Source organism: Anabaena sp. CCY 9910 (assembly GCF_963920875.1).
GTDB lineage: Bacteria > Cyanobacteriota > Cyanobacteriia > Cyanobacteriales > Nostocaceae > Trichormus > Trichormus variabilis.
Genome location: NZ_CAWUDJ010000037.1, coordinates 30,937 through 50,625, shown reverse-complemented (window position 1 = coordinate 50,625; position 19,689 = coordinate 30,937). Strand labels below are relative to the sequence as shown.

At 44.3% G+C, this 19,689-nt stretch carries 33 protein-coding genes; 15 read left to right on the top strand and 18 right to left on the bottom strand.

From position 1 onward, the window contains the following. Positions 1 to 273: 273 nt before the first annotated feature. A complete protein-coding gene (locus ACM5QX_RS22555) occupies positions 274 to 525 on the bottom strand; it encodes a ribbon-helix-helix domain-containing protein (protein ID WP_414755591.1) in 252 nt (83 codons plus the stop codon). A gap of 135 nt (positions 526 to 660) precedes the next feature. On the opposite strand from ACM5QX_RS22555, the gene ACM5QX_RS22550 reads away from it, so the two are divergent. The 8 genes from ACM5QX_RS22550 to ACM5QX_RS22515 all read left to right on the top strand — a co-directional run bounded on the left by ACM5QX_RS22550 (position 661) and on the right by ACM5QX_RS22515 (position 5,760). Continuing rightward, positions 661 to 855 carry a hypothetical protein gene (locus tag ACM5QX_RS22550; protein ID WP_414755590.1) on the top strand — a complete coding sequence of 65 codons (195 nt, stop codon included), beginning with the start codon at positions 661 to 663 and terminating at the stop codon, positions 853 to 855. A gap of 7 nt (positions 856 to 862) precedes the next feature. Next, positions 863 to 1,024, top strand: a complete 162-nt coding sequence (locus ACM5QX_RS22545) for a hypothetical protein (RefSeq protein ID WP_414755589.1) — start codon at positions 863 to 865, stop codon at positions 1,022 to 1,024. Between the two features lie 2 nt (positions 1,025 to 1,026). Continuing rightward, a complete protein-coding gene (locus ACM5QX_RS22540) occupies positions 1,027 to 1,482 on the top strand; it encodes a hypothetical protein (RefSeq protein WP_414755588.1) in 456 nt (151 codons plus the stop codon). A 250-nt stretch (positions 1,483 to 1,732) separates the two neighbouring features. Then, on the top strand, positions 1,733 to 2,125 hold the full coding sequence (locus tag ACM5QX_RS22535; RefSeq protein ID WP_414755587.1) for a hypothetical protein: 393 nt from the start codon (positions 1,733 to 1,735) through the stop codon (positions 2,123 to 2,125). A 3-nt stretch (positions 2,126 to 2,128) separates the two neighbouring features. After that, on the top strand, positions 2,129 to 2,677 hold the full coding sequence (locus ACM5QX_RS22530; protein ID WP_414755586.1) for a hypothetical protein: 549 nt from the start codon (positions 2,129 to 2,131) through the stop codon (positions 2,675 to 2,677). A gap of 95 nt (positions 2,678 to 2,772) precedes the next feature. Next, positions 2,773 to 3,426: a hypothetical protein gene (locus ACM5QX_RS22525; RefSeq protein ID WP_414755585.1), complete on the top strand. Its 654-nt coding sequence runs from the start codon at positions 2,773 to 2,775 to the stop codon at positions 3,424 to 3,426. 67 nt (positions 3,427 to 3,493) lie between these two features. Further along, complete coding sequence (locus tag ACM5QX_RS22520; RefSeq protein ID WP_414755584.1) at positions 3,494 to 4,072, top strand: hypothetical protein; 579 nt, start codon at positions 3,494 to 3,496, stop codon at positions 4,070 to 4,072. A gap of 2 nt (positions 4,073 to 4,074) precedes the next feature. Then, the gene (locus ACM5QX_RS22515) at positions 4,075 to 5,760 is read left to right on the top strand and encodes an ATP-binding protein (RefSeq protein ID WP_414755583.1); all 1,686 of its coding nucleotides are present in this window, start codon (positions 4,075 to 4,077) and stop codon (positions 5,758 to 5,760) included. 323 nt (positions 5,761 to 6,083) lie between these two features. Here the strand turns inward: ACM5QX_RS22515 and ACM5QX_RS22510 are convergent, their stop codons facing one another. The 5 genes from ACM5QX_RS22510 to ACM5QX_RS22490 are packed head-to-tail and all read right to left on the bottom strand — an operon-like array spanning position 6,084 to position 8,677. Then, entirely contained in the window at positions 6,084 to 6,671 is a 588-nt protein-coding gene (locus ACM5QX_RS22510; protein ID WP_414755582.1) for a hypothetical protein, read from the bottom strand. Between the two features lie 3 nt (positions 6,672 to 6,674). Continuing rightward, the gene (locus ACM5QX_RS22505; RefSeq protein ID WP_414755581.1) at positions 6,675 to 6,944 is read right to left on the bottom strand and encodes a hypothetical protein; all 270 of its coding nucleotides are present in this window, start codon (positions 6,942 to 6,944) and stop codon (positions 6,675 to 6,677) included. A 47-nt stretch (positions 6,945 to 6,991) separates the two neighbouring features. Beyond that, the gene (locus ACM5QX_RS22500; RefSeq protein WP_414755580.1) at positions 6,992 to 7,681 is read right to left on the bottom strand and encodes a hypothetical protein; all 690 of its coding nucleotides are present in this window, start codon (positions 7,679 to 7,681) and stop codon (positions 6,992 to 6,994) included. A 41-nt stretch (positions 7,682 to 7,722) separates the two neighbouring features. After that, entirely contained in the window at positions 7,723 to 8,253 is a 531-nt protein-coding gene (locus ACM5QX_RS22495; protein ID WP_414755579.1) for a hypothetical protein, read from the bottom strand. Position 8,254: 1 nt separating this feature from the next. After that, complete coding sequence (locus tag ACM5QX_RS22490; protein ID WP_414755578.1) at positions 8,255 to 8,677, bottom strand: hypothetical protein; 423 nt, start codon at positions 8,675 to 8,677, stop codon at positions 8,255 to 8,257. A gap of 29 nt (positions 8,678 to 8,706) precedes the next feature. Between ACM5QX_RS22490 and ACM5QX_RS22485 the strand changes: the two genes are divergently transcribed. Next, entirely contained in the window at positions 8,707 to 9,657 is a 951-nt protein-coding gene (locus ACM5QX_RS22485) for a hypothetical protein (protein ID WP_414755577.1), read from the top strand. A 26-nt stretch (positions 9,658 to 9,683) separates the two neighbouring features. On the opposite strand, the gene ACM5QX_RS22480 is transcribed toward ACM5QX_RS22485, so the two are convergent. The 9 genes from ACM5QX_RS22480 to ACM5QX_RS22440 all read right to left on the bottom strand — a co-directional run bounded on the left by ACM5QX_RS22480 (position 9,684) and on the right by ACM5QX_RS22440 (position 14,507). Then, entirely contained in the window at positions 9,684 to 9,980 is a 297-nt protein-coding gene (locus ACM5QX_RS22480) for a hypothetical protein (protein ID WP_414755576.1), read from the bottom strand. After that, on the bottom strand, positions 9,977 to 10,366 hold the full coding sequence (locus ACM5QX_RS22475; RefSeq protein ID WP_414755575.1) for a hypothetical protein: 390 nt from the start codon (positions 10,364 to 10,366) through the stop codon (positions 9,977 to 9,979). Before ACM5QX_RS22475 ends, ACM5QX_RS22480 begins: the two co-directional genes overlap by 4 nt. An 86-nt stretch (positions 10,367 to 10,452) precedes the next feature. After that, positions 10,453 to 10,863 (bottom strand): hypothetical protein, encoded by a 411-nt coding sequence (locus tag ACM5QX_RS22470; protein WP_414755574.1) that lies wholly within the window; start codon positions 10,861 to 10,863, stop codon positions 10,453 to 10,455. Next, the gene (locus ACM5QX_RS22465; protein WP_414755573.1) at positions 10,860 to 11,048 is read right to left on the bottom strand and encodes a hypothetical protein; all 189 of its coding nucleotides are present in this window, start codon (positions 11,046 to 11,048) and stop codon (positions 10,860 to 10,862) included. Before ACM5QX_RS22465 ends, ACM5QX_RS22470 begins: the two co-directional genes overlap by 4 nt. A gap of 4 nt (positions 11,049 to 11,052) precedes the next feature. Beyond that, positions 11,053 to 11,649 (bottom strand): 3'-5' exoribonuclease domain-containing protein, encoded by a 597-nt coding sequence (locus ACM5QX_RS22460; RefSeq protein ID WP_414755572.1) that lies wholly within the window; start codon positions 11,647 to 11,649, stop codon positions 11,053 to 11,055. A gap of 14 nt (positions 11,650 to 11,663) precedes the next feature. Beyond that, entirely contained in the window at positions 11,664 to 12,134 is a 471-nt protein-coding gene (locus ACM5QX_RS22455; RefSeq protein WP_414755571.1) for a hypothetical protein, read from the bottom strand. A 243-nt stretch (positions 12,135 to 12,377) separates the two neighbouring features. Continuing rightward, positions 12,378 to 12,977, bottom strand: coding sequence for a hypothetical protein (locus ACM5QX_RS22450; RefSeq protein WP_414755570.1), 600 nt, complete (start codon positions 12,975 to 12,977; stop codon positions 12,378 to 12,380). Further along, complete coding sequence (locus tag ACM5QX_RS22445) at positions 12,955 to 13,110, bottom strand: hypothetical protein (protein WP_414755569.1); 156 nt, start codon at positions 13,108 to 13,110, stop codon at positions 12,955 to 12,957. The genes ACM5QX_RS22450 and ACM5QX_RS22445 overlap by 23 nt, the downstream gene beginning before the upstream one ends. Next, entirely contained in the window at positions 13,107 to 14,507 is a 1,401-nt protein-coding gene (locus ACM5QX_RS22440) for a DUF4055 domain-containing protein (RefSeq protein ID WP_414755568.1), read from the bottom strand. The genes ACM5QX_RS22445 and ACM5QX_RS22440 overlap by 4 nt, the downstream gene beginning before the upstream one ends. A gap of 149 nt (positions 14,508 to 14,656) precedes the next feature. Here ACM5QX_RS22440 and ACM5QX_RS22435 point away from each other — a divergent pair, with 149 nt between their 5' ends. Continuing rightward, positions 14,657 to 14,839 carry a hypothetical protein gene (locus tag ACM5QX_RS22435; protein WP_414755567.1) on the top strand — a complete coding sequence of 61 codons (183 nt, stop codon included), beginning with the start codon at positions 14,657 to 14,659 and terminating at the stop codon, positions 14,837 to 14,839. A 188-nt stretch (positions 14,840 to 15,027) separates the two neighbouring features. Here the strand turns inward: ACM5QX_RS22435 and ACM5QX_RS22430 are convergent, their stop codons facing one another. Continuing rightward, positions 15,028 to 15,900: a hypothetical protein gene (locus ACM5QX_RS22430; RefSeq protein WP_414755566.1), complete on the bottom strand. Its 873-nt coding sequence runs from the start codon at positions 15,898 to 15,900 to the stop codon at positions 15,028 to 15,030. 64 nt (positions 15,901 to 15,964) lie between these two features. Here ACM5QX_RS22430 and ACM5QX_RS22425 point away from each other — a divergent pair, with 64 nt between their 5' ends. Then, the gene (locus tag ACM5QX_RS22425; RefSeq protein WP_414755565.1) at positions 15,965 to 16,243 is read left to right on the top strand and encodes an HU family DNA-binding protein; all 279 of its coding nucleotides are present in this window, start codon (positions 15,965 to 15,967) and stop codon (positions 16,241 to 16,243) included. Continuing rightward, positions 16,243 to 16,545 (top strand): hypothetical protein, encoded by a 303-nt coding sequence (locus tag ACM5QX_RS22420; protein WP_414755564.1) that lies wholly within the window; start codon positions 16,243 to 16,245, stop codon positions 16,543 to 16,545. The genes ACM5QX_RS22425 and ACM5QX_RS22420 overlap by 1 nt, the downstream gene beginning before the upstream one ends. On the opposite strand, the gene ACM5QX_RS22415 is transcribed toward ACM5QX_RS22420, so the two are convergent. Then, positions 16,498 to 16,758 carry a hypothetical protein gene (locus tag ACM5QX_RS22415; RefSeq protein WP_414755563.1) on the bottom strand — a complete coding sequence of 87 codons (261 nt, stop codon included), beginning with the start codon at positions 16,756 to 16,758 and terminating at the stop codon, positions 16,498 to 16,500. The two genes, ACM5QX_RS22420 and ACM5QX_RS22415, sit on opposite strands and share 48 nt — an antisense overlap. 92 nt (positions 16,759 to 16,850) lie before the next feature. On the opposite strand from ACM5QX_RS22415, the gene ACM5QX_RS22410 reads away from it, so the two are divergent. Then, on the top strand, positions 16,851 to 17,192 hold the full coding sequence (locus tag ACM5QX_RS22410; RefSeq protein WP_414755562.1) for a hypothetical protein: 342 nt from the start codon (positions 16,851 to 16,853) through the stop codon (positions 17,190 to 17,192). Here ACM5QX_RS22410 and ACM5QX_RS22405 read toward each other — a convergent pair. Continuing rightward, the gene (locus tag ACM5QX_RS22405; RefSeq protein ID WP_414755561.1) at positions 17,162 to 17,584 is read right to left on the bottom strand and encodes a DUF6464 family protein; all 423 of its coding nucleotides are present in this window, start codon (positions 17,582 to 17,584) and stop codon (positions 17,162 to 17,164) included. The genes ACM5QX_RS22410 and ACM5QX_RS22405 overlap by 31 nt on opposite strands. 83 nt (positions 17,585 to 17,667) lie before the next feature. Here ACM5QX_RS22405 and ACM5QX_RS22400 point away from each other — a divergent pair, with 83 nt between their 5' ends. Further along, complete coding sequence (locus tag ACM5QX_RS22400; RefSeq protein WP_414755560.1) at positions 17,668 to 18,165, top strand: hypothetical protein; 498 nt, start codon at positions 17,668 to 17,670, stop codon at positions 18,163 to 18,165. Next, entirely contained in the window at positions 18,147 to 19,646 is a 1,500-nt protein-coding gene (gene terL / locus ACM5QX_RS22395; RefSeq protein ID WP_414755559.1) for a phage terminase large subunit, read from the top strand. The genes ACM5QX_RS22400 and terL overlap by 19 nt, the downstream gene beginning before the upstream one ends. Positions 19,647 to 19,689: the final 43 nt, after the last annotated feature.

Genomic DNA, 19,689 nt, shown 5'->3' with positions numbered 1-19,689 from the left:
AAAAAGCCGGAACTCAGTCCGGCTCTTGAAAGTATTGTGTTTTTGTTAAAGCCAGCAATCAGATTTGAACTGACGACCTTCCGATTACAAGTCGGAGCAATTTGAAGGCAGACAGTATGTGGCAGAAGGTATAGGGAGATTAAGAAAAATCATGGCGCTAATTTTGAGCTAATTTGAGAAGCTGAAAAATTTTTCATGTTCTCAAAAAAAAAGAAGCGCCCTAAAGCGCCGTGATGGAAGTTGAATTATTATACGCGGATTGATAGCTCTGCTCTACTTTGCGCTTTCTTCGGTGTCAGCGACTTTGCGCTTCATCCTCATTTGTTCGTTGACCAATCGCTTATTTGATTTTTCTGAGTACACAGATAGTCCATCAAGGATGAGCAGGCGATAAAGCTCTGCTACTGTCCATCCATCCGCTTCAGCTATTTGCTCGATTTCTTCTTTGAGTGGGGCTGGTATGTATACATCTACCCGGACTTTTGACTGTGCTTTCGTCTTGGGCATTTTTTCTGCCGGTTCCATAACTTTAATCTTTTATATTGTGGGGTCTAAAGGGCTAATTCGCTACACCTCTTAGACTATATTACCATTTTTAACTGGATTAGTATCCCATAAGTAACTGTGCTGTGCTAGAATTTTTCAAGAAAAGGAGGATATGTGAGCAACGAAGAACTGAAGAAAAAGTTAAGTAGTTTATGTTTTCTGGAATTTGAGTTAGGTAGGAGGTTTGAGGCGGGGATGCCTATGTATTCCTGGGACGCATTTAAGCAAGACAATGAGCAAGAGTTCACCAAAAAGCAAACCTTGATAAATGAAATTTTGGGGATGTGCGATGCGAACAGTGAGGATTGAAATTTCCATGAATGGCGAGATAGTGCAAAGCGAGGAACGTTCCACCCTCGGTACATCTCTTGCCTACCCTGCAAATCGAAACGAAATTCTTTCTGGTAAGGAAGTTGTAATCAGTTGCAAAGAGGGTTCTGCAACTGTCACTCATAAAATTAGTCCTAGTGGTGAATAGGTATGCGTAAAATCAAACTGCTAGACCTGTGCGAGGGATTCACTGTATCCGTCGGGGTGTCCGGCGTTTTGTTGATTTTTCTTGGTGGTGGTAGTTGCTTTTTGGGGTTAAGTGGCAAGGCTATTGATAAGTTAGCTCAGTCCTTGAAGCCACATCAGGCGATCGCCCAGCAGATGGTGAACTACGGTGCGGGAGGCGCATTTCTTGGATTGGCGCTAACCGGGAGTGCGGTGTTTATTGCTAAGACTGCTGGCGAGAAGTTGGCAGATCAAGAATTGCAAAAGCAACTGGATCTAATAGATCAAGAAGGGGAGCAAAGAGTGCGACTGCGGATTGACCAACTGCATAGCACACCCAACCCTTGCAGTGGATGTATCTACTACTCAAGTAACGGATATCTACAATGCGCCGTGAATCCTGATTTGCCTAAGGATTGCCAAGATTTTACTGCTCAATAGTGTTGCGGTATCTGTCGGTGGTGCGTTGTTGTACTATTTCCCTGCACACCATGCAAAGCACCTGCACCATTCATTGTTTCGTTGCCGCTTCTGACTAAATGAGAAAGCACGCGTGTATTTGACAGCGCACAGCAATAAAAATTGCGCTAACTGTTGAAAGCAAAAGCCGAAAATCTACACGTCGCTTACGACATAAACAATTGCATTAAATGTTGGACGCAACTGCATTTTTTAGGACTTGGAGGAGGGTATGCCATTAAAAAAGGAGAGAGCAAGAATAGTTTATGAAACCTGTCTGGGAGTCCCGGTTCGCGCTTGTCAGTGGCAGGCGTTAAAAAAACAGTTACAAGATGCACAGATGCCACTGACTTTTAAAAATTTGCAGTTTGTAGCCAAATGCAAGAAGGTGGCTCCCAGGAAGGCGATCGCCTCTCATGTATTAACCCTTGTGGTGGAATCTGCGACTGATTTGAGTGGCGAGGTGAAGGGGGCAGTTATCAAAGATTACGTCTATAAAAAACAGCCTTCAATTTCCAAACATAAGTTTTATCGAGTTTTCAGAAGTGCAGGGATGAGTTACCGCAATGACGGGACTTACTCTATTTCCGAACTCGGAGAAGTTTTGTACAAATTATTTGCATAAATTATGAAAGAAGCCAAAGTAATTCAATCCCGACTTTCGCGCAAGGGTGTAACCTTGTCCCTCGCCCAAATCAGAGAGCATATTGCAGAAAAATACGATCAAGCCGAGATGGCGGAAGATGTGATCTCAAAAATTGTTGAGGATTTGGCGGGTTCGTCAGAGATGGTTCCGATAGAGAAAAGTGAGCTTAGTCACACCCAAAAGCAAACCCTAATTCAGCAGGTTGCATCTACGTTGGATATCAATTTATCGCTAGAGCAAATCACAGGAATCAGCAAGAAGATGAACTGGGCTTTGAGCGATCGCGCTTCCCTTAAGGAGCGTGTCCGCGATGCGATCATTGCTTGGGTTGATTACCAGATAGAGCAAGACAAGCGACAGACCGATGAAATGATGCGAGAAGTGGAAGGGCATTTAGTTACACGTTTACAAGAAAGTAATCAGCATTTTAATAACAGAGCGCGTGATTTTTCTGAGCGCGTGAGTGATGCTGTAGAAAAATTTCGCACCACAGAAACAGAAATTCTCGACCTCTTCAAAGTTCCTAATTGAGCAAGTAGCGGACTACCGACAGCAACACAAATTCAATTTAATGCTGTTGTTATTCATGCTTCCAATTGTGTTGTTTCTATCTCAAGGAATTTTTTATGAAGCACATCAAAACCCGTATCAATACCAAAACCAGAGCCGCTAAAGCAGCGCAAAGAGTAGCCGGTGTAACCGTAGCAGAATTACAGCAAGCATTGACGGGCGATCAAGTGGCGCTGAAAAAACTTGGCTCAATGTATCGTGAGGGTAAAATGGCGGCGGCGCTGATGCCAGCCATTATTGAAACGATAAAAACCAAAGTCACCAACGAACAGGAATGGAATAAATTTTTGGGTGAATTTGTATCTAGTGGCAGTAAGGCTGAAGTTGAAATTCAAAAAGCGAAGCGCGAGTCCAGCTTTGCCAATGTCAGATATCTAGATGATATGTTCGAGTTGAAAGAGCAGTTCAAAGCCTCACTTGAGATGGAGAGGGGGAGACATAATTGGACGGTTGATTACAACCGCGCCAAGTTGTTCGCTGACATGGTTATTCAGGATGTCGAAGGACAGGTGCGATTACTTGAACAGGGTTCGCGCATTAAATTGAAGCAGATGAATGAAGATCAAGCTTATGAGCTTAAGACTGCTCAACACCTTCTGGAGTATGGAGATAGTGCTGATTTGTCACTCATTCACAAACGCGATTACGCTGAAAAAGTTTCTAGCCCATCTGGAGTAATCCGCCGACTACGCAATGCTTTAGGTATTTAGTTTGCACAATAAAAACCACTGCCTGTCTTGACTTGAAGCAGTGGTTAGAGTTTTTTATGAGAATACAATGTTACCCGATATCGACGAAATTACACACCTAGACCAGCAAAGTGAGCAGTCTATTTCTCAGTTGCCACGAGAATATCAAGACTACCTAAATCGACTAGAGCAAGATTATTTATCAGCTTGTGCATCATTTACGGTAATCCGTAATTTCCTGCTTACACTAACTGCAAATTCTGCCAATATCTCTCTATGCTTCCTAACCATTGACTTTGGATTAGGGGCAATGAGTGCTGGGCTTTTAGGATTTGCCTTAGGCTCAATTCCCGCCATGATTGATATTGGTGAGGCTGGTATTGATTTATCTAGTGAGTACAAAATAAGAGATATTTCAAGAGTGGTATTTGGGTCTACCAAGCTGCTCACTGCTGCTGGTATTTCATGGAATGCAACCAAGGAATATAGGCAACTTATGCAATACGCAAAAGAATCAGTTCAAGCGTTTGAATATGAGGTGAAAACCTATGAGATTAAAGTTCAACCTACTGATGGTTTGACTATTAATTTGCAACTGCAATTTCTACTTTCATTTTCGCTGGGACTAGCTTTGTTACCAGTGCTTCTTAGGATGTTTAGGAGATAGCGATGGATTGGTTAGGCTTGTTTAAGCAGCAAAATCAATCTGCATTAGGATTGGCGATCGCTTTGTCCGTAACCGGCTTGGGACTGTCAGTGTATTCCTTGTCTGGGACAAAATACAACGTGATTGAATTTTGTTTTAGACCAAGAATCATCAACAATCCTGAAGCCAAATACTGCACTCAAGATAAGCGGTATATAGTCCCTGAAGGTTACTGGCGGCAGGAGGACTATGTGCCTATTAATCCTCGATTTCAACCAGAGGAAACATTCATTCTTTCTGATAAAGCTTATAGATTGAGAACGATTTTTGCCACCAATCCCGATGCTAAAAATTGGTCGCTCGGCAGCCTATGTTTGTTGGGTGCTGGCACATTTTTAACATCAAAGCGATTGCAACGCTACAAAAGAGAATTTGTAGCGTATTTTGAACAACTAAAAACCGACTTAAATCAGGAAATTCAAGTCAATGAACAGCAGCGTGAAATCACCAGTTTTAAAGTTTCTACTGAAACTGAATATATAAAAGATAGAATCACTCGTGCTGACCAAATTACACGCACTTTAGACAAATCTCCGAGTGAATTGGAGTTTGAGCGTGAGCAAGCCGAGAAAAATAATGAACTAGCTGAACTGCAACGGCAGATGCAATTGGCTAAATTCAAGGCGGAAATAGCCAAGCTAGAGGCAGAAGCAGCCAAGTACAGGAGTGAGGCTAATAGGCATCTATTAACTGTTGATGATCCAGTGGAATTGGCTGACGAAATCGATTATGAGGCGTTGTGTCCTGGTAAAGTAGGCGAACTGGAATTTTACGACTGGCGGGATTTAGCTGATGATGCTGTGGGGATTATCATTGCTGGTAATTCTGGCAGTGGTAAAACTTCGGTGGCTACCTGGGTGGCCGGGTGGTTAACTAAGGAGGAGCCGGCGCAAGTTTTGGCGCTTGACCCCCACGCCAATGTAAATGTGTTGTGGCGGGAGTTGGGGATTCATGCGATCGCTGACTTTAAATTGATAGAAAAGCAACTGCTCATCTTACTTGAATTACTAGATGAGAGGCGAAGTCTTTCCAAAGAGCAGTTAGATTTAGAGCCATCGGTAATTGTGTTTGCTGATGAAATTAACGCTTGTCTTGAGAATTTTGAAGACAAGGAAAATATGGAACTGGCTATCAAGAGACTAGGTAGTGAGGCCAGAAAATACAAGATTGCGCTCATCGCCCTCAATCAATCATCCAATGCTGATGATTTGGGAATTTCCGCCCAGATGCGGAATAATTACCTGCTGATTGCGTTATGTGCCACAGCTCGCCAGATAGCAGAGAAGTGGAAGAAAGACGATCCACGCCGTAAGTATATTGAAGAAACCGCCTACAGCTGCTTGGTGCGTGGTTCTGTACCTGAGCAGATTGCTGTTCACCCCACACATCACAGCTACAAGCAATTTAAGAAAAAAGGCAATAAACCCAAGGGGCTGCTACCAATCAACCAGCTTCCCCTCACCATCCCCTTGGCTTCCCCACAGGATATCCAAACTGATTGGTATGAAGATTTAATCAAATGGGCAGACGAACTAGGGCGAGTACCAAATCCCGCAGAAATCGCTCGTCAGTGGGAAGAAATGACAGGACACGAGCCAAGCAGCAAACAGGTGGAAACGCTGCACGAACATCTACTAAACCGCAGCTAGATTACTCGGTACGCTATGGCAATAATTACAGTCGGGAGTGTGCGATCGCTCGATTGAAACTGAAAAAACACGATTCAATTTGCTGCTGCTGCTTGAAGCGAAAGTTTGATGAATTTCACCACACTAGTTACGGCGGTAATCACCTGGGTAAGAACTGGTTCCCGGTGTGTGAGCGTTGTCATACCGAAATTTGTCACGCTCCTAAAAACTGGATTATTGACAAGAAAAACCCTGTTTGGCGCAATCGAAATACTGAGGATTTTTTCAAAAGAATGCGACTAGGGTACAGGTTTTTGTACGAATCGTAGAACATGAAAAATTTTTCATGTTCTTGGCATTAGATCGCAAGCCTTCAAATTATGATTAACCCCTAGTTCACCCTTGATTTTCTCCTCCAATAGCCCCAGCCAATTCATGCGATCGCATTGCGACTGCCAGGATGAATCAGGTGTTTTGCTGGAGTGAATTATTTTAAGACACCGCAACGCCACTCCAAGGGTGGCCCTTTGTGCTGGTAATTCGTAACTAGAGAATCCTTGCAAATCACAATCCCAAATACCAACGGGATTGCTAGTGCCATTGCGATAAACGCGCCAAACCGAGAAGCGATGTGTGAGATGAAGAATGCGCGGATTGGGGATGTAACTGAGCTTGAAAGTGGTTCCGCCGAATTGCCCAACCAGTTCCGTTTGTAGTTCTCTGAGGTTATCAAGTAGTAGTAAATAGTCGCAATCGCCGCGCTCTGATGCGATTCTGTAGGTTGCGCGTTCTGCGGGTGTATTGCGCTCCACCTGGAGTACAGCGCAATGTTTGCCATCCCAACGCTTGATAATCCTGGGTGTGCGCCGATGCTTTGTCTTTCCCCTGAATAGCCGCTTAATCCAGCGCCTGAGCCTTGAAATCCATTCCACATTTTAAGGCTCCTTAGATAAGAATTTACCAATAGCTAAAGCGATCGCATCTGTAGGTAATCCCAGGATTGTGGCAATAAGTCCTACTCCGGCCGTGAAGAGTTGGGCATTAAGTTCACGGCTTTCTATTGAAATATTGAATTCTCGTTTGGAATTAGTTTGGAATTTTATCCCTATCGACTGGCTGACAAGGATGGCAGTGAGGGCGATCGCAAATAGATACGAATACCCTTTGCCGATTCGTGAATCTTTTGGTGGTGGGGTGGCGGTCATGGCGGGTAATTTTGGGCTATCAACTGCGAGTCAATAGCCCATTCCTTTTATGAGTATCTGGTAATTGTTGGGCTTCCTTGTCCTTGAATAGTGAAGGAGCAAGTGGCAATCTGAGCAGATTGGAGTGACTTCTGAAAGTTGGTAATTACAGCCGCACCCTTGATTCCGTCTCCTGTTGTCGCGCCGGCTGGTGGTGGATCTTCTTGCCAGATGTAAACTTCTCTACCTGAAACCGCCTCTGATGCGGCGTAGAATACCCTGCGGAAAGCATCGTCATTAGAGAGCAAGTTTGCCGTCCAAGGCATCGACCAAGACTGTGAAGTGATAACGCCATCCTGGTAGCCCAAGGGATCTTCAAATACCAGTGATTCGGTTCTCTCTGCTGATAAATCCACACTCAACTGAGTACCGCCATTCAGTCTTAATTTGGCTGTATAAGTCGCAGTTGCGCTACCCGCCAAAGCCCCACTAGCCGCTTCAATTGGTATAGAGGTTGCGCCTGCTAGTACGTCTGAGGCGACATACACAGTACGAGAGCCATTGCCATTGGTGAATGTGAGGGGCGTGCCTCCAGCGATGGGGCCGGACAATGCGCTGACAGTGACAGAAGTTGCGTTACTTGTAATTCCTGAACCGGCTGTGATATTAACATTTACTGGCTCGGTACGAGAACCCAGGGGAAGTAAGGCGACAAACACTTTTACCTTATTGCCCGAAGCTACCTGAAAATTAGGCATATAAATACACAGAAAGTATTCTGTGTTAGGGTTCCCTTGACTTAATTGATTGCCCCACAACTAACACAATCAACCATCATAAAAGCAATCTTGCCAAGGCACTGCCAGCATATATTTAGCTTGGCTGCTTCAGTTTTGCGATCGCCTATTTTAAGCAAGCTAAGCTTTTTATCTAGCTCCAGCTTTGCCTGGCGTTCTGCCCTAATTTGCATTCTGATTTTTAAAGCAGGTTCCCAAGATTTAGTAGCTGGTTCACGACCAAATAAAACAATTTGTTCCAGGAAATCTATCTTGGCTTCCCACTCCCTACAAAGTTGCCAGCCCCAATCACTATCATATTTTCTTCGCCTTCTGCCATAGCCACCATAGGAATCATCGGGATGTGGACACCAATGAATAAACTGAATCAAGTAATTGTCGAATAATACTTGCCTGTGTAACCTATCTTTTGCATATAGGCTAGGTAAACACTTGCAATCTCTTTTGATTTGATAGGGATAAGCAAATTTGTAAGGACGAGAATTTAGGTATTCACATAGATTACGCCAGCTATAAAGATGGGAGTAAAGCATATCAATTACTCGTAACCGTCCACTCTTTTATAAAAATCTTACACTGTTCAACAGTTAATAATTGATTGTTGGGCGGTATTTTACTTACTCTCTCGATTAAATAAGATGCTGGCAGTTCATTGGTGAGAAGGAAAATTGCTCCTTCTAGTGTTGATCGCGTGTCCCACTGTTTAAGGTGGATTTCCCAAGTATAAGAATGGGTGCGATCGCCTCCCAAGTTGCTCTTTGTTTCTGGATATGGCGATTTAATTACTACTTCCAAACCACTGACTTTTGTACCCTGCGGGGGATAATTCCAGCCACTGTCTGGGTCAGGGAGGGAGGCGATCGCTTTATCGGTTGAGCCACCATCAAAAGTGTAAGTACCTAATAAATCTTCTAATATTGCAAATACATCATTGCGTAAAATAAGAGCATCAATCATGGCTTTTGTTTCAATATTTAAAATAAGTTATGCAGATACAAATTAAGGCAGATAGTCGCCACTCTCAGTTATCTACATTTATTAAATTAGGCGGAAATAGTTTTTATCGTATTTTAACTAGAAAAAATTACAGAATCCCCAAAAATTACCTTCAATGGCATGAATTAGCGTCTTTAGTGGCTCTAATGGCAGAAGAGCATGAAAATCATAAGTTAGATTTAGCGCAAAGGTTTGCGGGACATCGCCACGCCCTGTGGATGGTGCAAGATGCGCCAATTTATTGCTTGGATAAGGATTTACAGCAATTATTTTCTCAAACTGATGTTGGGGATGAAAGTGCGATTTTTAAAGATTTGATTACTCATCTTCCCATTCATTCATTAATGCTATTGCTGCCAAATGGTGGGGTGCGATCGCCTGATGGGAGTTGCGTCGATTATTTAAATATTCATTGTTCGGATGTCAACCATCAAGAGTGGTCAACAGGCGAAAAGTATGGTCTAAAAGTTAAATATCTTGCTCATGAACATGACACCAATATTCACTTTGGAGCTATTGATACTCAAGGGACTGTCTGGTTTTCTGGCTGGGGAATTAATGCTGATGGCAAGCTTGAACAACGAGATGGGAATTTAGGACGAACTAAGATGGTTGATTTAGACAAAAAGTTTTTGCGTGACTTGCGGAATATTGTTATGCAATCACTGATGTTTTTGTCTTTTGAACAGACAGGGATTGAAACTGTGACCTACAAGGAAACCATTGGTCATGGATTTGCGACTCAAGAACCCAAGGAAAGGTGTTTTTACCCAAGATGGTTGAGGCTGCAAGAAAAATCTCAAGTCAGCATTGATAAAGGTGGCTCTCATGCTTCCCCTTCCCCTCACTGGCGGCGTGGTCACTGGCGACGTAGTGCGGTTGGTGAGGGTAGAGTTGATAGAAAATGGAACTGGATTCAACCTGTATTTGTTGGCAATTGAGAACATGAAAAATTTTTCATGTTCTTTCACGAATTAAGTTCTTGATAATCAAAGCCCATCTTTTCCCACATTTCGTGGTATGCGTCTTCGACCTCTTCCACTGATTTAAAGTCTGAGACTGTAACGACAAATAATTTACTATCTTTGGTAAATCTAGCTTCGCACTCAAATAAAGCCTTGTCTTCTATGATGTATTCGTAGGCATTGAGAAAATATTTTGTGCCAATGACATCGTAAATTCGCTTCTGCAAAAGACATTCAGCAGTGCGAAACCCAGTATCTTGAAATTGCCTGTAACCTGCTGTTAAAAAGTCTTGTTTCATAACAATTTATTCAACTGTTTTTGCATAACTTCTGTTGCATCGCAATTCTCGACCCCAACTTTTGTCCAAGCCCTAGCAGGTAATTCAGTTCCGTTTTTAGTAGTCGCGCCATCATGAACAATGGTTGAGTGTGGGGCTTCCCAAGTTAGTTCAGCACCATTGGCGTTTCTACTAATTACAAGGGAATCAATCAATTCTTCTTGGTCAACCGCGTTACGGGGAGAATCTACGACTTCCCCATTTCTTCTCACGGTTTCGCGTGGCCATTCCCAGATATCATCCGCAAGGGCATCTTGGCATGAATCAGTTAGTGCTTCTACTGCTACGTCGAAGGATTTGGCGATCGCATTATTCAGCTTTTTGGTGTCAATTTTGATGTTAGGCATTAATCGTCCAGTATTTTGTAGGCCAATATGAAGACTGCCAAAAATTTCAAAATCGTGAGAATGATTGCTATTGGTTCCACTTGGTTTTAATTCCTCCGAAATATCCCCCGAATTGGCGTGATAATGTCAATCCCCGTTGCAACAACATAGGGGGATTGCACTATTGGCAGTAACTTAAATCTCCCCGTCTCTGGCTTATCAATTGCTGTGGTGATTTCAGCCTCAGCCTCAGCTAAAAATTCCACACCTTGGGGGTAGGTTGTGGGGTTAACCAGATAGCCTTCTAATAAAACTGCATGACCATCTGCACCCGCAAACTGTTGAATTTCTTGAGCGTAGGTGTTGACGCTGCTGTATGAGGCTGGTTTGAGAACGGCTTTGATTATTGCATCAACGGTGTTGGGTTTGCGGTTCCCTGCGGCGTTGATAGTATATGTGCCGTCAGAAACTTTGAAGATGAGGGTAGAGTTTTCAAAGCCAGAGAAAGGGGATGTCATTCGTCGTTATAGGTGATATTAAAGTGACTAACTACCGCTTGAGTTGCTGCAATCCAAGCTTCCTTGATTTTTTCTGGTAAAGCTTCAAACTCAGGCATAGGAAGCCCTTGATAATTTTTAAAATCGGTCGTTTTGCCGTAAGCATGGTATGCGATTTGGGCTAATTTAAGTTCTTGTGATTCCATGTTTTTAACCTCGCTCAACAGTACAATTTTCTTCAAACTTTCTCAAAAATTCCCAAGCTCGTTTGTTCCAGTGTGCGTCAGCCAAAGCGTTATGCTTTCCCTTGCCTTGCTCTGGCAGTCTTGGATCTCCCAATTGCTTGCACCACTGCTTAATATCATTGGTGTACATTGGAAAACCTTTGGGTAGGTCTATCATTGCGCCAAAAAGCCAGCAGAATACCACCCAATCGTAAGCACCATAATATGTCCAAATCTCGACATCAATACCCGTTTCGGGTTCAATCTGTTTAACTGCCTTGTAGTCAAGCTTGGTTAAATCGTTTTTGAAGAAGGGTTGCTTGATAAAGCAAACGATGTCTTTAGCGATCGCTCGTCTTGTCTCCCACAATATATCTTCTTCTGTTACTTGATTAGGTTCAGGTTTGGGTGGAAGCTGCTTTAATACATTCTCCTTCACCCAATCATTCGCTTTTGAAAAATCGCAGTCAACATTGATTGCATAGTATTCTCTAAGGTCGGATGAAACGATGCCAATAGATATAAGGTCAATCGTAGAACCGTCTTCTATAAATTCCGTGTCCAAGAAATATCTAACTGTCATACATGAAAAATTTTTCAGCTTCTCAACAACATCCCGCCGCCACCCATTGAATCTGGGCTTGGTGGTAGTTTCAATTGATAACGCAGTTTTTCTATTAAGTCATCCCTGCTAGCTATCATCCCACTAGTGCGCGATCGCGTGTCCCACTCCAGCACGTCAGCTTTGATTAGTGCCGAGTTCACAGAAGAGCGCTCATCTAGAATTGCAGTTTCAACTGTTTGTAAATTGCTCAATATCTGACTAAATTGAGTTACCAAGTACTCAGATTCAAGCTCAATCGCATCAAGCCTTTGCCAGATATCATCTTTTTGAAATAGTAGTGGTGTTGGCCTATTTTTCTGGTATTCAGTGGGTGTTAACGTGGCATCAAAGCGATAGAATTCTCCTGAATAATCGGAGTATTGCGATCGCGTTTGGTCGGTTCTAAGTAGCGCCTCATTAAGATAGGTTAATGTTTGGTAGCGTTGAGCTTCTGTGAAGGGCATACAGCCTCTCTAATGTTTTGGATGGCGTGTGACAACAAAACAATGTTTCCCCCTCTTGACTGGTTACACACCAGTGGCAAATATGCCCTTCATTGAACTTAAGTTGGTAGCCCATTTGTTTACAAACTGCTGCCAATTGTGCCACTTCTTGAAGTATTTCTGTTGCTGTTTTCATGCCCGTGTAGAGTTTTTTGATTATCATCAGGCATGATTTGAGCGATCGCTCTTGAGCTTTAAATTGTTTTAAAGTTTGCGAAACACTAACCGACACCGACACCGCCCCCCGCATTGACAGTCAACCCCAGGCGGGGTAATTAGCTGAATTAATGTCCAGTTTGGGCGCTGATGAGCAATGCAAGCATCACAATGTTTGGCTTGTGGGTCGAGTAGACGCTTGGCATAAAACCCGACTTTCCCCCGGCTGGTAAATTCTGCCTCATGGAATGAAGTCCGCGCACTAGCTGCATACATACCCGCACGGCGAATTGCCTGTTTTGACGTGAGCTTCCCGTCTGCCAAATCTTTACCGAATTGGTAAAGATATTTGTACTGTTTTTTGAGTTCTGCGCCGACTTTGCCATAATGCGTGGGTGTCAAACTCTTAACACCACCCGCACCTACAGCCGCGTTTCGTAGGTGCGCCTCCTTCAAAGTTTGCGCCATCCGGGCTTGAAATTCAGGGATATTGATTTTTCCTTGAGCGAGTAACCGTGCGTGTCCCTTCAATCGCACTTCGGCTCGGTTAACTTCACGGTCAATTAATTGGGAAATGTCGCCAGCCTTAACGAATCGCCCAGTTTCACTATCTCTATATCTATGGCTATTGGGGTCGAATATCAGCATTGATGAAGGGTTTGGTGGTACGGTGACTTCGCTTTACCATCTCAGCCACATCTGATTTGCGGATGGTTGATAGTTCAATTAATTGAGTTAGAGCTAGGGGTTCGCCCTTGGGGTGAAAGGGTGTATCGTTCATGGTGCAAGTACCTCATCCCCGACAGTCGCTTGTCCTGTCGCCGCTACTTCCTCATCGATATTGAATTGCCTGGGGAGTACTTTCCCTCGTTGCAGTAGCAGCAGTAAGGTACGCTGGCTAATTAATCCGCCCGTAGCAAGGCTTTCAAATTTATCTACCTGTTCTGGGGTGAGGGGCATTGATAGCAGCGATTCATCCATCGCAATACTTCCACCCTCCACTTCCCCGGTGTACTGCACCCAGTAATCAAAAACTTGCTGCATTGCCGATTCCTTGCGTCGGGCGATTCCCTTGAGGTTGGCGCTGGTTTTGGTACTGTCCAGTAAAACTTCGGTGGCAGTTTTTTGATGATCGCCACTGGTCAAAAAATCCAAAGTCATGCGGTCAATAGCGGCTTCAATATCTTTGATATCTTCACGGGATGCCGCGATCGCCACCCCACTCGGTTCAGCAAAAAAGAAGTCCCCCTCTGTGGGAATGTCCAGCACGCTATTGGGGCCAATCACCAAGGGGGGGACTTTTTTGAGGTCATCTACCGTTCTGATTAGACCTTTGCGGACGGGAACTGGTAAGTTGCACTTGCGTAGAACTTCGTTTAACTGACTGCGCTTTTGATAGTGTTCAATATTGAGTTTGGCTAAATTTAGGAATGGTGCTTTCCCCGCAAATAACTGGGATTCCGTGACTGAGTAGTAAACCAGGGGTATAACATCAAGACTCGTTACCCCTTGCTCTACTAGTAGTACTTGCGTTTCACCTTGGCTCTCGATTTCCTGAAACACAAAGTATTCGCCAGGACGCAACACCCGGTAGTATTTAACTAACTTCTCTCCATACTCCCCATCTGGTTCAGTACGAATTTCCTGAATCGTGACTTGCACTAGTATGGACTTACCATTGATCTTAACTGTGCGCCAATTAAGAATATCTCGCCTATCTATCAATACGAGGTAGGGGCGGCGATCTGGTGCTGCAAGTAAATCAGCTTGAGAATTTATATTTGGGTCAAGTGGCGGGTATTCGATCAGCACCCCACACCACCCATCCCTTAAGGCGTACTGGTCAACCTCGTGGAAGAATGTCCAAATGTCGTTTCCTTCCTGGTCGATGTTGTCTTCGTTTTCAGCAATTGATTGAGCAACGTCGTCATTGAGACTAAAAACGCTCAAGAGTCCCGCGTAGTCTTTGATTGCAGGTTCAAAACGGTTGTCAAATGTGGTGCGTTTAACGCGATCGCTCCACGCCTGCGGGGGTTCCTTGGATTCTTTGGGCAGATAAGCTTTTTCTCTATCCTTGAGGGAATTCCAGCAATCCAGAAGTAGCTGCAATTCTTCGTGGTAATTTGCAGCTGCAAGCGATCGCTCTGAGGGGAGGTTCTTGGGGTCTGTCGGTGGCATAGCATCAGAAATGCGTCACCGTACAGTTCCCAAGGGTGTGGGTTCGCTATTCTTCCAGCCAGACTCTTGGCTACTCTTGCTCTAGTTGGCTTTGCTCGTGAGAACCGGCGAATTACCTCTGGCTTGACCCACTACATGAAAAATTTTTCATGTTCTCAATGGTAAAGGTAGGGATTGAACCTACACGCAATCTCAGTCAATTGCACGTCCCTGCTGTAGCGTCCTACAGGTCAACGGGTACTGCGTCTACTTCCGCCACTTTACCAAATGCGGCTAGTGCCTACCGTCCACTAACGTCATCGGCTACACAATCGCGTGAGCCTCGGTCTTAGGATTTCGGCAACACGGAAGAACCCGACGTTCGCCGCAAACCCGTTAACTCGCTATTCTCGGCTTCGGTATGCTAACGGTAAGAACATCAACCGCCTGCCAAGGCATATAAGTTGCCAGCTAAAACGGCATCCCCTGCCAGCCATAAGAGTACACTCCGTACTGGTCGAAGTTCCACCGTCTATTTATACTAATCTTCGGCGGCTGTTGATGCCAAATTTTCCAAGTAATTTTTAGCTCCCTCAACCAACTTGGTTTCTGCTTCCTGAAGGTTGGCTTTGGTGAATTTCTTGTAAGCTGCTAACAATTTCTTGCGGAGATTGATCCCAAATTCGCTTGTCCCCTCAATGAAGGCGCTCACTGCATCAACTTTGGCGGTGTCTTCTAGGCGCACTTTATTGAAGAAATTCTCTAAAGTTTCCGCAATTCCCTTTTGGGTCATGTTGGGGGAGCCGGATGTTTTCCCAGTTTTGATTTTGATGATGTCGGATTCTGTTAATTCAGAAATAAGAACTTTTGGCGCTGCTTTGCGTGGCTTGGTCGGCGCTTCACTGGCTGATTGATCTGCCTTGGGTTGATCGCTGCTTAATTTCAATCCTTTCGCCCAATTCAAAAGCACTTCATCAAAAATAGGTTCTGAAATCGCCTCTGTCCCGTCTACCTGCGGGTAAATGGGAGCATTCGCTTGAGCTAGTAGTAATTTCACATCTTGGATGCTTGTATTGGTCGCCCGCACCAAAGTTTCTATATTAAGTAGTCTATTTTCTGTGGGCGTGTTTGCTTGCGTGGTTCTCTCAGCAACTGCAATCATATTCGATTCCTCTATCGCATTTACGCTTAATTCTAGCTGAACCTCATAACTAAGTAGTGATTCTAGGCGACTGGCGATAAACCCTTGGTAATAGAGTAGAACGGACGCGATCGCCATATTCGGACAGCGCAGAATCAAGCAAGAACGCCCTTTGTAAACATAGATATAGGCTACGGTTTGCAAAATTGAACTTGCAGCCTGTGGACAATCACGCAGGAGAAAGGATAATAAAAGACTATTGTTGATTTTCATAGAAACAGGAGTGTAAGGGTGCAAATACACCCCTGCATCCCTATACCCCTATACCCCTAAAAATATGAACAAAGGTGAATTAATTGAAGCGATCGCCGACAAGGCAAACACCACCAAAAAGCAAGCTGAAGAGGTTTTGAATGCAGCAGTTGAGACGATTATGGAATCTGTCTCATCTGGTGAAAAAGTTACACTGGTAGGCTTTGGGAGTTTTGAGCCACGTCAGCGCAAAGCTCGTGAAGGTCGTAACCCCAAAACCAACGAAAAGATTGAAATTCCCGCCACCACAGTTCCTGCTTTTGCGGCTGGCAAGACGTTTAAAGAAAAAGTGCAGAATCTATAATGAACTGGCAAGCATCAAAACTCAATCCGCCTATTTGGTGGCAAGCTCACCTAGCTGGCGGATTGCTGGAAATCTCTATCCAGTACTACAAGCATGAATACCATGCCTCAATCGGGCGGGGGTTGTCGATGCGGCAAGCAACATTCCCCACTTTAAGTGAAGCCCAACAGTGGGGAACGAGTGAGGCTCGAAAGGTGGTGAAGCAGATATATCTGGAATTGCGCCCTACCAGATACTACTTAATTGAAGTCTGTCTAGCCTTGGCGATTTTGCTGCTTTTGATTTGGCTGTATGCTTTCTAGATCGATTTTGGCAGCGCGAACTAGAAGCGTACTGACTGTTTTATCCATCCCCTCAATAGCTTGCAAAGATACAGTTGATACATTGATTATGCTCTTTGCTTCCTGAATCTTCCGTATATCTTGGAGCAATCTAATCAGGTAAGCAACCTCGCAATCTAAATAAGGGAAGCGATCGCTTAATTCCTTTAGGCGATCATCAGAGATTGGAATCATTTGTATAACTTATTTTCGATGGTTAAGTATTTTGCCCAAGTAGTTTACCGCCAATTCATGGATAAAAAAGAATTTATTTATTCATTTGACAAATGATTGGGCAATCTCTTTATATTCTTCAGGGTAGAAATGTGATTCCTGTGAGTGACAAAACTTTTTGGGTGACTTGGATGCTACAAAATCCAGTCAGCCCTAATCGGGTTTTGTCGTTCACCAAGATTGCTGATGAAATGAAAGTAGTAACAACTTTTGTCGGCTTCAACCTGCAAACAGAGCAAGGACAGCCACCACTATTATTTGAAACCAAGATCGAGGGTGGATGGTTCGACCAATATTTAAAAAGAAGCTCAACTTATGAACAAGCTGAGGCGGAACATGACAGGATTGTGACAAGACTTAGGGGTTATTTTCGGTTGGTGTTGCCAGGTTCATAGTCTTTGCATCCCTCGCATAGTCCGCAGGGGTTGACTGTACAAAGCAGATGGGGTGAATTTGCGTGATATTTGCAATCGGTCTTTTCTTCTGATTTTGGACGCGATGGTTTAAACATACTCCTGAGTGCTTCCCCTGCTTCCTCTGGGGAGAGCGCGGTGCGTCCAAGCAATATACCGTCAACCAAACGAGTTTCTTGTATTAACCTGAAATACTCTGCCTCTATTCGCTCCCGTCTCCGATTCTGCCAATCAAAATAAGCTAACGCCCCCCACACGCTGCACCAAATAATTCCGCACACAACGCCAAAGACTCCCGCCTGAGTGAACATGGCGGCGGCATTGAGGATAATACCAAGCCATCCAATGACGTACCAAAAATCGAACTTGGGCATGAGTGCGACATCTCCGACAAAACCTTGAAAGCACTAGAATACGGGTATTTTATTTTAACCGTATCCTCAATCAAGATCGTATTGTGTCGCAGCAGAAAGATAAGCTCAAAGAAATTGCCAAAGCCAAGTTTATAACCGGCGAATCCATCCAAGCGATCGCCGACAGCATCAAAGTGAATCGCCGCACAATTGAAAGATGGGCAGGTGAAAATGATGGTGAGTGGCGAAAGCTGCGTGACAAGAACGCGACAACCAATGTTATCCAATTGCAGCCAAAGCCAAAGCAAAAGCTTGGCGGGACACAATTGAGAGAAAATTTTAGGGAGAGCAAACCTGTAGGTTCACCAATTGATGATATCGTAGCCATTGAAAGCGCTATTTCCGAATTGCACGATAGTTTGCCAATTGCAGAAGATAGGGCAAAGGGTGGAATAGCAGGGGCGATCGCTAGATTAATTGAACTCAAAAGGAAACTAAAGCCTGAGACTGTGGCTGATTTGGTAGAACGGGCAATTGAATTAGAGATTGGGCCAGACGAATTCTTAGCTGAGTTAAAAAATGCGTGGCAAAGAAGAGCGTAGGTGTCAGGCAGCAGTGGCAACTAGCTGTTCTTGTGGCGACAAAGCAGGAAGTCAAGGTAACTATCTCTTTATCTGATTTTGTTCGTGAAAGTTGGCAGGTAATAGAACCCAGCACTGAACTGCTTTGGAATTGGCATATTGACGCAATGTGCTGGCATATTCAAGAAACCTTGGTTGATTGGTATAAACACAAACTTGACCCCAACCATGCCCAAAGGATTCAGAACTTAGTCATCAACGTCCCCCCAGGCAGTTTAAAAAGTCGGGTGTTTTCCGTTTGTTCGCCTGCCTGGATGTGGACAATAGAACCTTCTTGGCGCTCAATTTTCCTCTCCGCTAACCCGCGTGTAGCTTTGCGGGATAGTGTTTACTGTCGGGATGTAATCGAAAGTGAGTGGTATCAGGAAAAATTTAATCCAGGCTGGGAGTTAAGAGATGACAATAATTCCAAGTCCAGCTTTTGGAATACCAGAGGGGGGATTAGATCGGCTTTTGGTTTTAACAGTCGAATTACAGGCGATCGCGCCGATTGCATAGGTTGGGATGATCCGCACGATGCCAAGGAAGTTGAATCAGAAGCAATTAGGCAAGGTGTTATTGACCGTTGGGACAGTGCGATCAGAAACCGCGTCAATGATCTTAAGTCTTCAGTTCGCATCGGTATTATGCAGAGATTACATACCGATGATTTGGCGGGACACGTATTGAAGCAGTCGGGATGGTCACATTTGTGCATCCCACAAGAATTTGAGAAAGCATCACCACCTACCCCACTAGGTTGGGTTGACCCCAGAACCGAGCCTGGGGAGTTGATGTTTCCTGAGCGATTCCCCCCTGAAGTGTTAGCGCAGGAGAAAGAAGCGCTTGGTTCCTATGGCTACGCGGGTCAACACCAACAACGTCCTTCTCCACTCGACGGCGGAATGTTTAACCGTTCATGGTGGAAGTATTACAAGGTTGCACCAGATGAATTTGACCTTGTTATTCAGTCGTGGGATTGCACATTCAAAGACACCAAAAATTCCGACTATGTTGTCGGTCAGGTGTGGGGGAAAAAGGGAGGGCAATTTTATTTACTTGACCAAGTGCGAGACAGGATGGATATTACTGCTACTCTTGCCGCAATTCGCGCCATGTCCGCCAAATACCCCAACTCAACCGCCAAATTAATTGAAGATAAAGCCAATGGCCCCGCCGTGATTAGTTTGCTAGAGCGAGAAATACCTGGGATTATTGCTATTGAGCCGGAGGGTGGTAAAGTTGCTCGTGCGGTTGCTGTTGCTCCTTTTGTTGAAGCTGGCAATGTTTACTTACCTGACCCTAGTATTGCGTCTTGGGTGGGTGACTATGTTCAGGAATTTAGTTTGTTTCCCAATGGTAGTCATGATGACCAGTGTGACAGCACATCGCAAAGTTTAAACTGGCTGGCCAGCAAGGTAAATTATTGGGCAATATCCCATGATAACGTTTGGGGTTCATGAAAAATTTTTCAGGTAGTAGGCGATCGCTTCTCTCGCTTTGTCA

What these genes read in the sequence shown, in the direction of transcription:
- ACM5QX_RS22515 (WP_414755583.1), top strand. Translation starts at nt 4,075, where the DNA reads ATGGATTGGTTAGGCTTGTTTAAGCAGCAAAATCAATCTGCATTAGGA.
- ACM5QX_RS22435 (WP_414755567.1), top strand. Translation starts at nt 14,657, where the DNA reads ATGTTCTCAATGGTAAAGGTAGGGATTGAACCTACACGCAATCTCAGT.
- ACM5QX_RS22500 (WP_414755580.1), bottom strand. Translation starts at nt 7,681, where the DNA reads ATGCCTAATTTTCAGGTAGCTTCGGGCAATAAGGTAAAAGTGTTTGTC.
- ACM5QX_RS22445 (WP_414755569.1), bottom strand. Translation starts at nt 13,110, where the DNA reads ATGAACGATACACCCTTTCACCCCAAGGGCGAACCCCTAGCTCTAACT.
- ACM5QX_RS22420 (WP_414755564.1), top strand. Translation starts at nt 16,243, where the DNA reads ATGAACTGGCAAGCATCAAAACTCAATCCGCCTATTTGGTGGCAAGCT.
- ACM5QX_RS22545 (WP_414755589.1), top strand. Translation starts at nt 863, where the DNA reads ATGAATGGCGAGATAGTGCAAAGCGAGGAACGTTCCACCCTCGGTACA.
- ACM5QX_RS22505 (WP_414755581.1), bottom strand. Translation starts at nt 6,944, where the DNA reads ATGACCGCCACCCCACCACCAAAAGATTCACGAATCGGCAAAGGGTAT.
- ACM5QX_RS22530 (WP_414755586.1), top strand. Translation starts at nt 2,129, where the DNA reads ATGAAAGAAGCCAAAGTAATTCAATCCCGACTTTCGCGCAAGGGTGTA.
- ACM5QX_RS22470 (WP_414755574.1), bottom strand. Translation starts at nt 10,863, where the DNA reads ATGACATCCCCTTTCTCTGGCTTTGAAAACTCTACCCTCATCTTCAAA.
- ACM5QX_RS22555 (WP_414755591.1), bottom strand. Translation starts at nt 525, where the DNA reads ATGGAACCGGCAGAAAAAATGCCCAAGACGAAAGCACAGTCAAAAGTC.
- ACM5QX_RS22460 (WP_414755572.1), bottom strand. Translation starts at nt 11,649, where the DNA reads ATGACAGTTAGATATTTCTTGGACACGGAATTTATAGAAGACGGTTCT.
- ACM5QX_RS22525 (WP_414755585.1), top strand. Translation starts at nt 2,773, where the DNA reads ATGAAGCACATCAAAACCCGTATCAATACCAAAACCAGAGCCGCTAAA.
- ACM5QX_RS22535 (WP_414755587.1), top strand. Translation starts at nt 1,733, where the DNA reads ATGCCATTAAAAAAGGAGAGAGCAAGAATAGTTTATGAAACCTGTCTG.
- ACM5QX_RS22440 (WP_414755568.1), bottom strand. Translation starts at nt 14,507, where the DNA reads ATGCCACCGACAGACCCCAAGAACCTCCCCTCAGAGCGATCGCTTGCA.
- ACM5QX_RS22405 (WP_414755561.1), bottom strand. Translation starts at nt 17,584, where the DNA reads ATGCCCAAGTTCGATTTTTGGTACGTCATTGGATGGCTTGGTATTATC.
- ACM5QX_RS22455 (WP_414755571.1), bottom strand. Translation starts at nt 12,134, where the DNA reads ATGCCCTTCACAGAAGCTCAACGCTACCAAACATTAACCTATCTTAAT.
- ACM5QX_RS22425 (WP_414755565.1), top strand. Translation starts at nt 15,965, where the DNA reads ATGAACAAAGGTGAATTAATTGAAGCGATCGCCGACAAGGCAAACACC.
- ACM5QX_RS22485 (WP_414755577.1), top strand. Translation starts at nt 8,707, where the DNA reads ATGCAGATACAAATTAAGGCAGATAGTCGCCACTCTCAGTTATCTACA.
- ACM5QX_RS22450 (WP_414755570.1), bottom strand. Translation starts at nt 12,977, where the DNA reads ATGCTGATATTCGACCCCAATAGCCATAGATATAGAGATAGTGAAACT.
- ACM5QX_RS22475 (WP_414755575.1), bottom strand. Translation starts at nt 10,366, where the DNA reads ATGCCTAACATCAAAATTGACACCAAAAAGCTGAATAATGCGATCGCC.
- ACM5QX_RS22540 (WP_414755588.1), top strand. Translation starts at nt 1,027, where the DNA reads ATGCGTAAAATCAAACTGCTAGACCTGTGCGAGGGATTCACTGTATCC.
- ACM5QX_RS22410 (WP_414755562.1), top strand. Translation starts at nt 16,851, where the DNA reads ATGATTGGGCAATCTCTTTATATTCTTCAGGGTAGAAATGTGATTCCT.
- ACM5QX_RS22415 (WP_414755563.1), bottom strand. Translation starts at nt 16,758, where the DNA reads ATGATTCCAATCTCTGATGATCGCCTAAAGGAATTAAGCGATCGCTTC.
- ACM5QX_RS22490 (WP_414755578.1), bottom strand. Translation starts at nt 8,677, where the DNA reads ATGATTGATGCTCTTATTTTACGCAATGATGTATTTGCAATATTAGAA.
- ACM5QX_RS22430 (WP_414755566.1), bottom strand. Translation starts at nt 15,900, where the DNA reads ATGAAAATCAACAATAGTCTTTTATTATCCTTTCTCCTGCGTGATTGT.
- ACM5QX_RS22520 (WP_414755584.1), top strand. Translation starts at nt 3,494, where the DNA reads ATGTTACCCGATATCGACGAAATTACACACCTAGACCAGCAAAGTGAG.
- ACM5QX_RS22465 (WP_414755573.1), bottom strand. Translation starts at nt 11,048, where the DNA reads ATGGAATCACAAGAACTTAAATTAGCCCAAATCGCATACCATGCTTAC.
- ACM5QX_RS22495 (WP_414755579.1), bottom strand. Translation starts at nt 8,253, where the DNA reads ATGCTTTACTCCCATCTTTATAGCTGGCGTAATCTATGTGAATACCTA.
- ACM5QX_RS22480 (WP_414755576.1), bottom strand. Translation starts at nt 9,980, where the DNA reads ATGAAACAAGACTTTTTAACAGCAGGTTACAGGCAATTTCAAGATACT.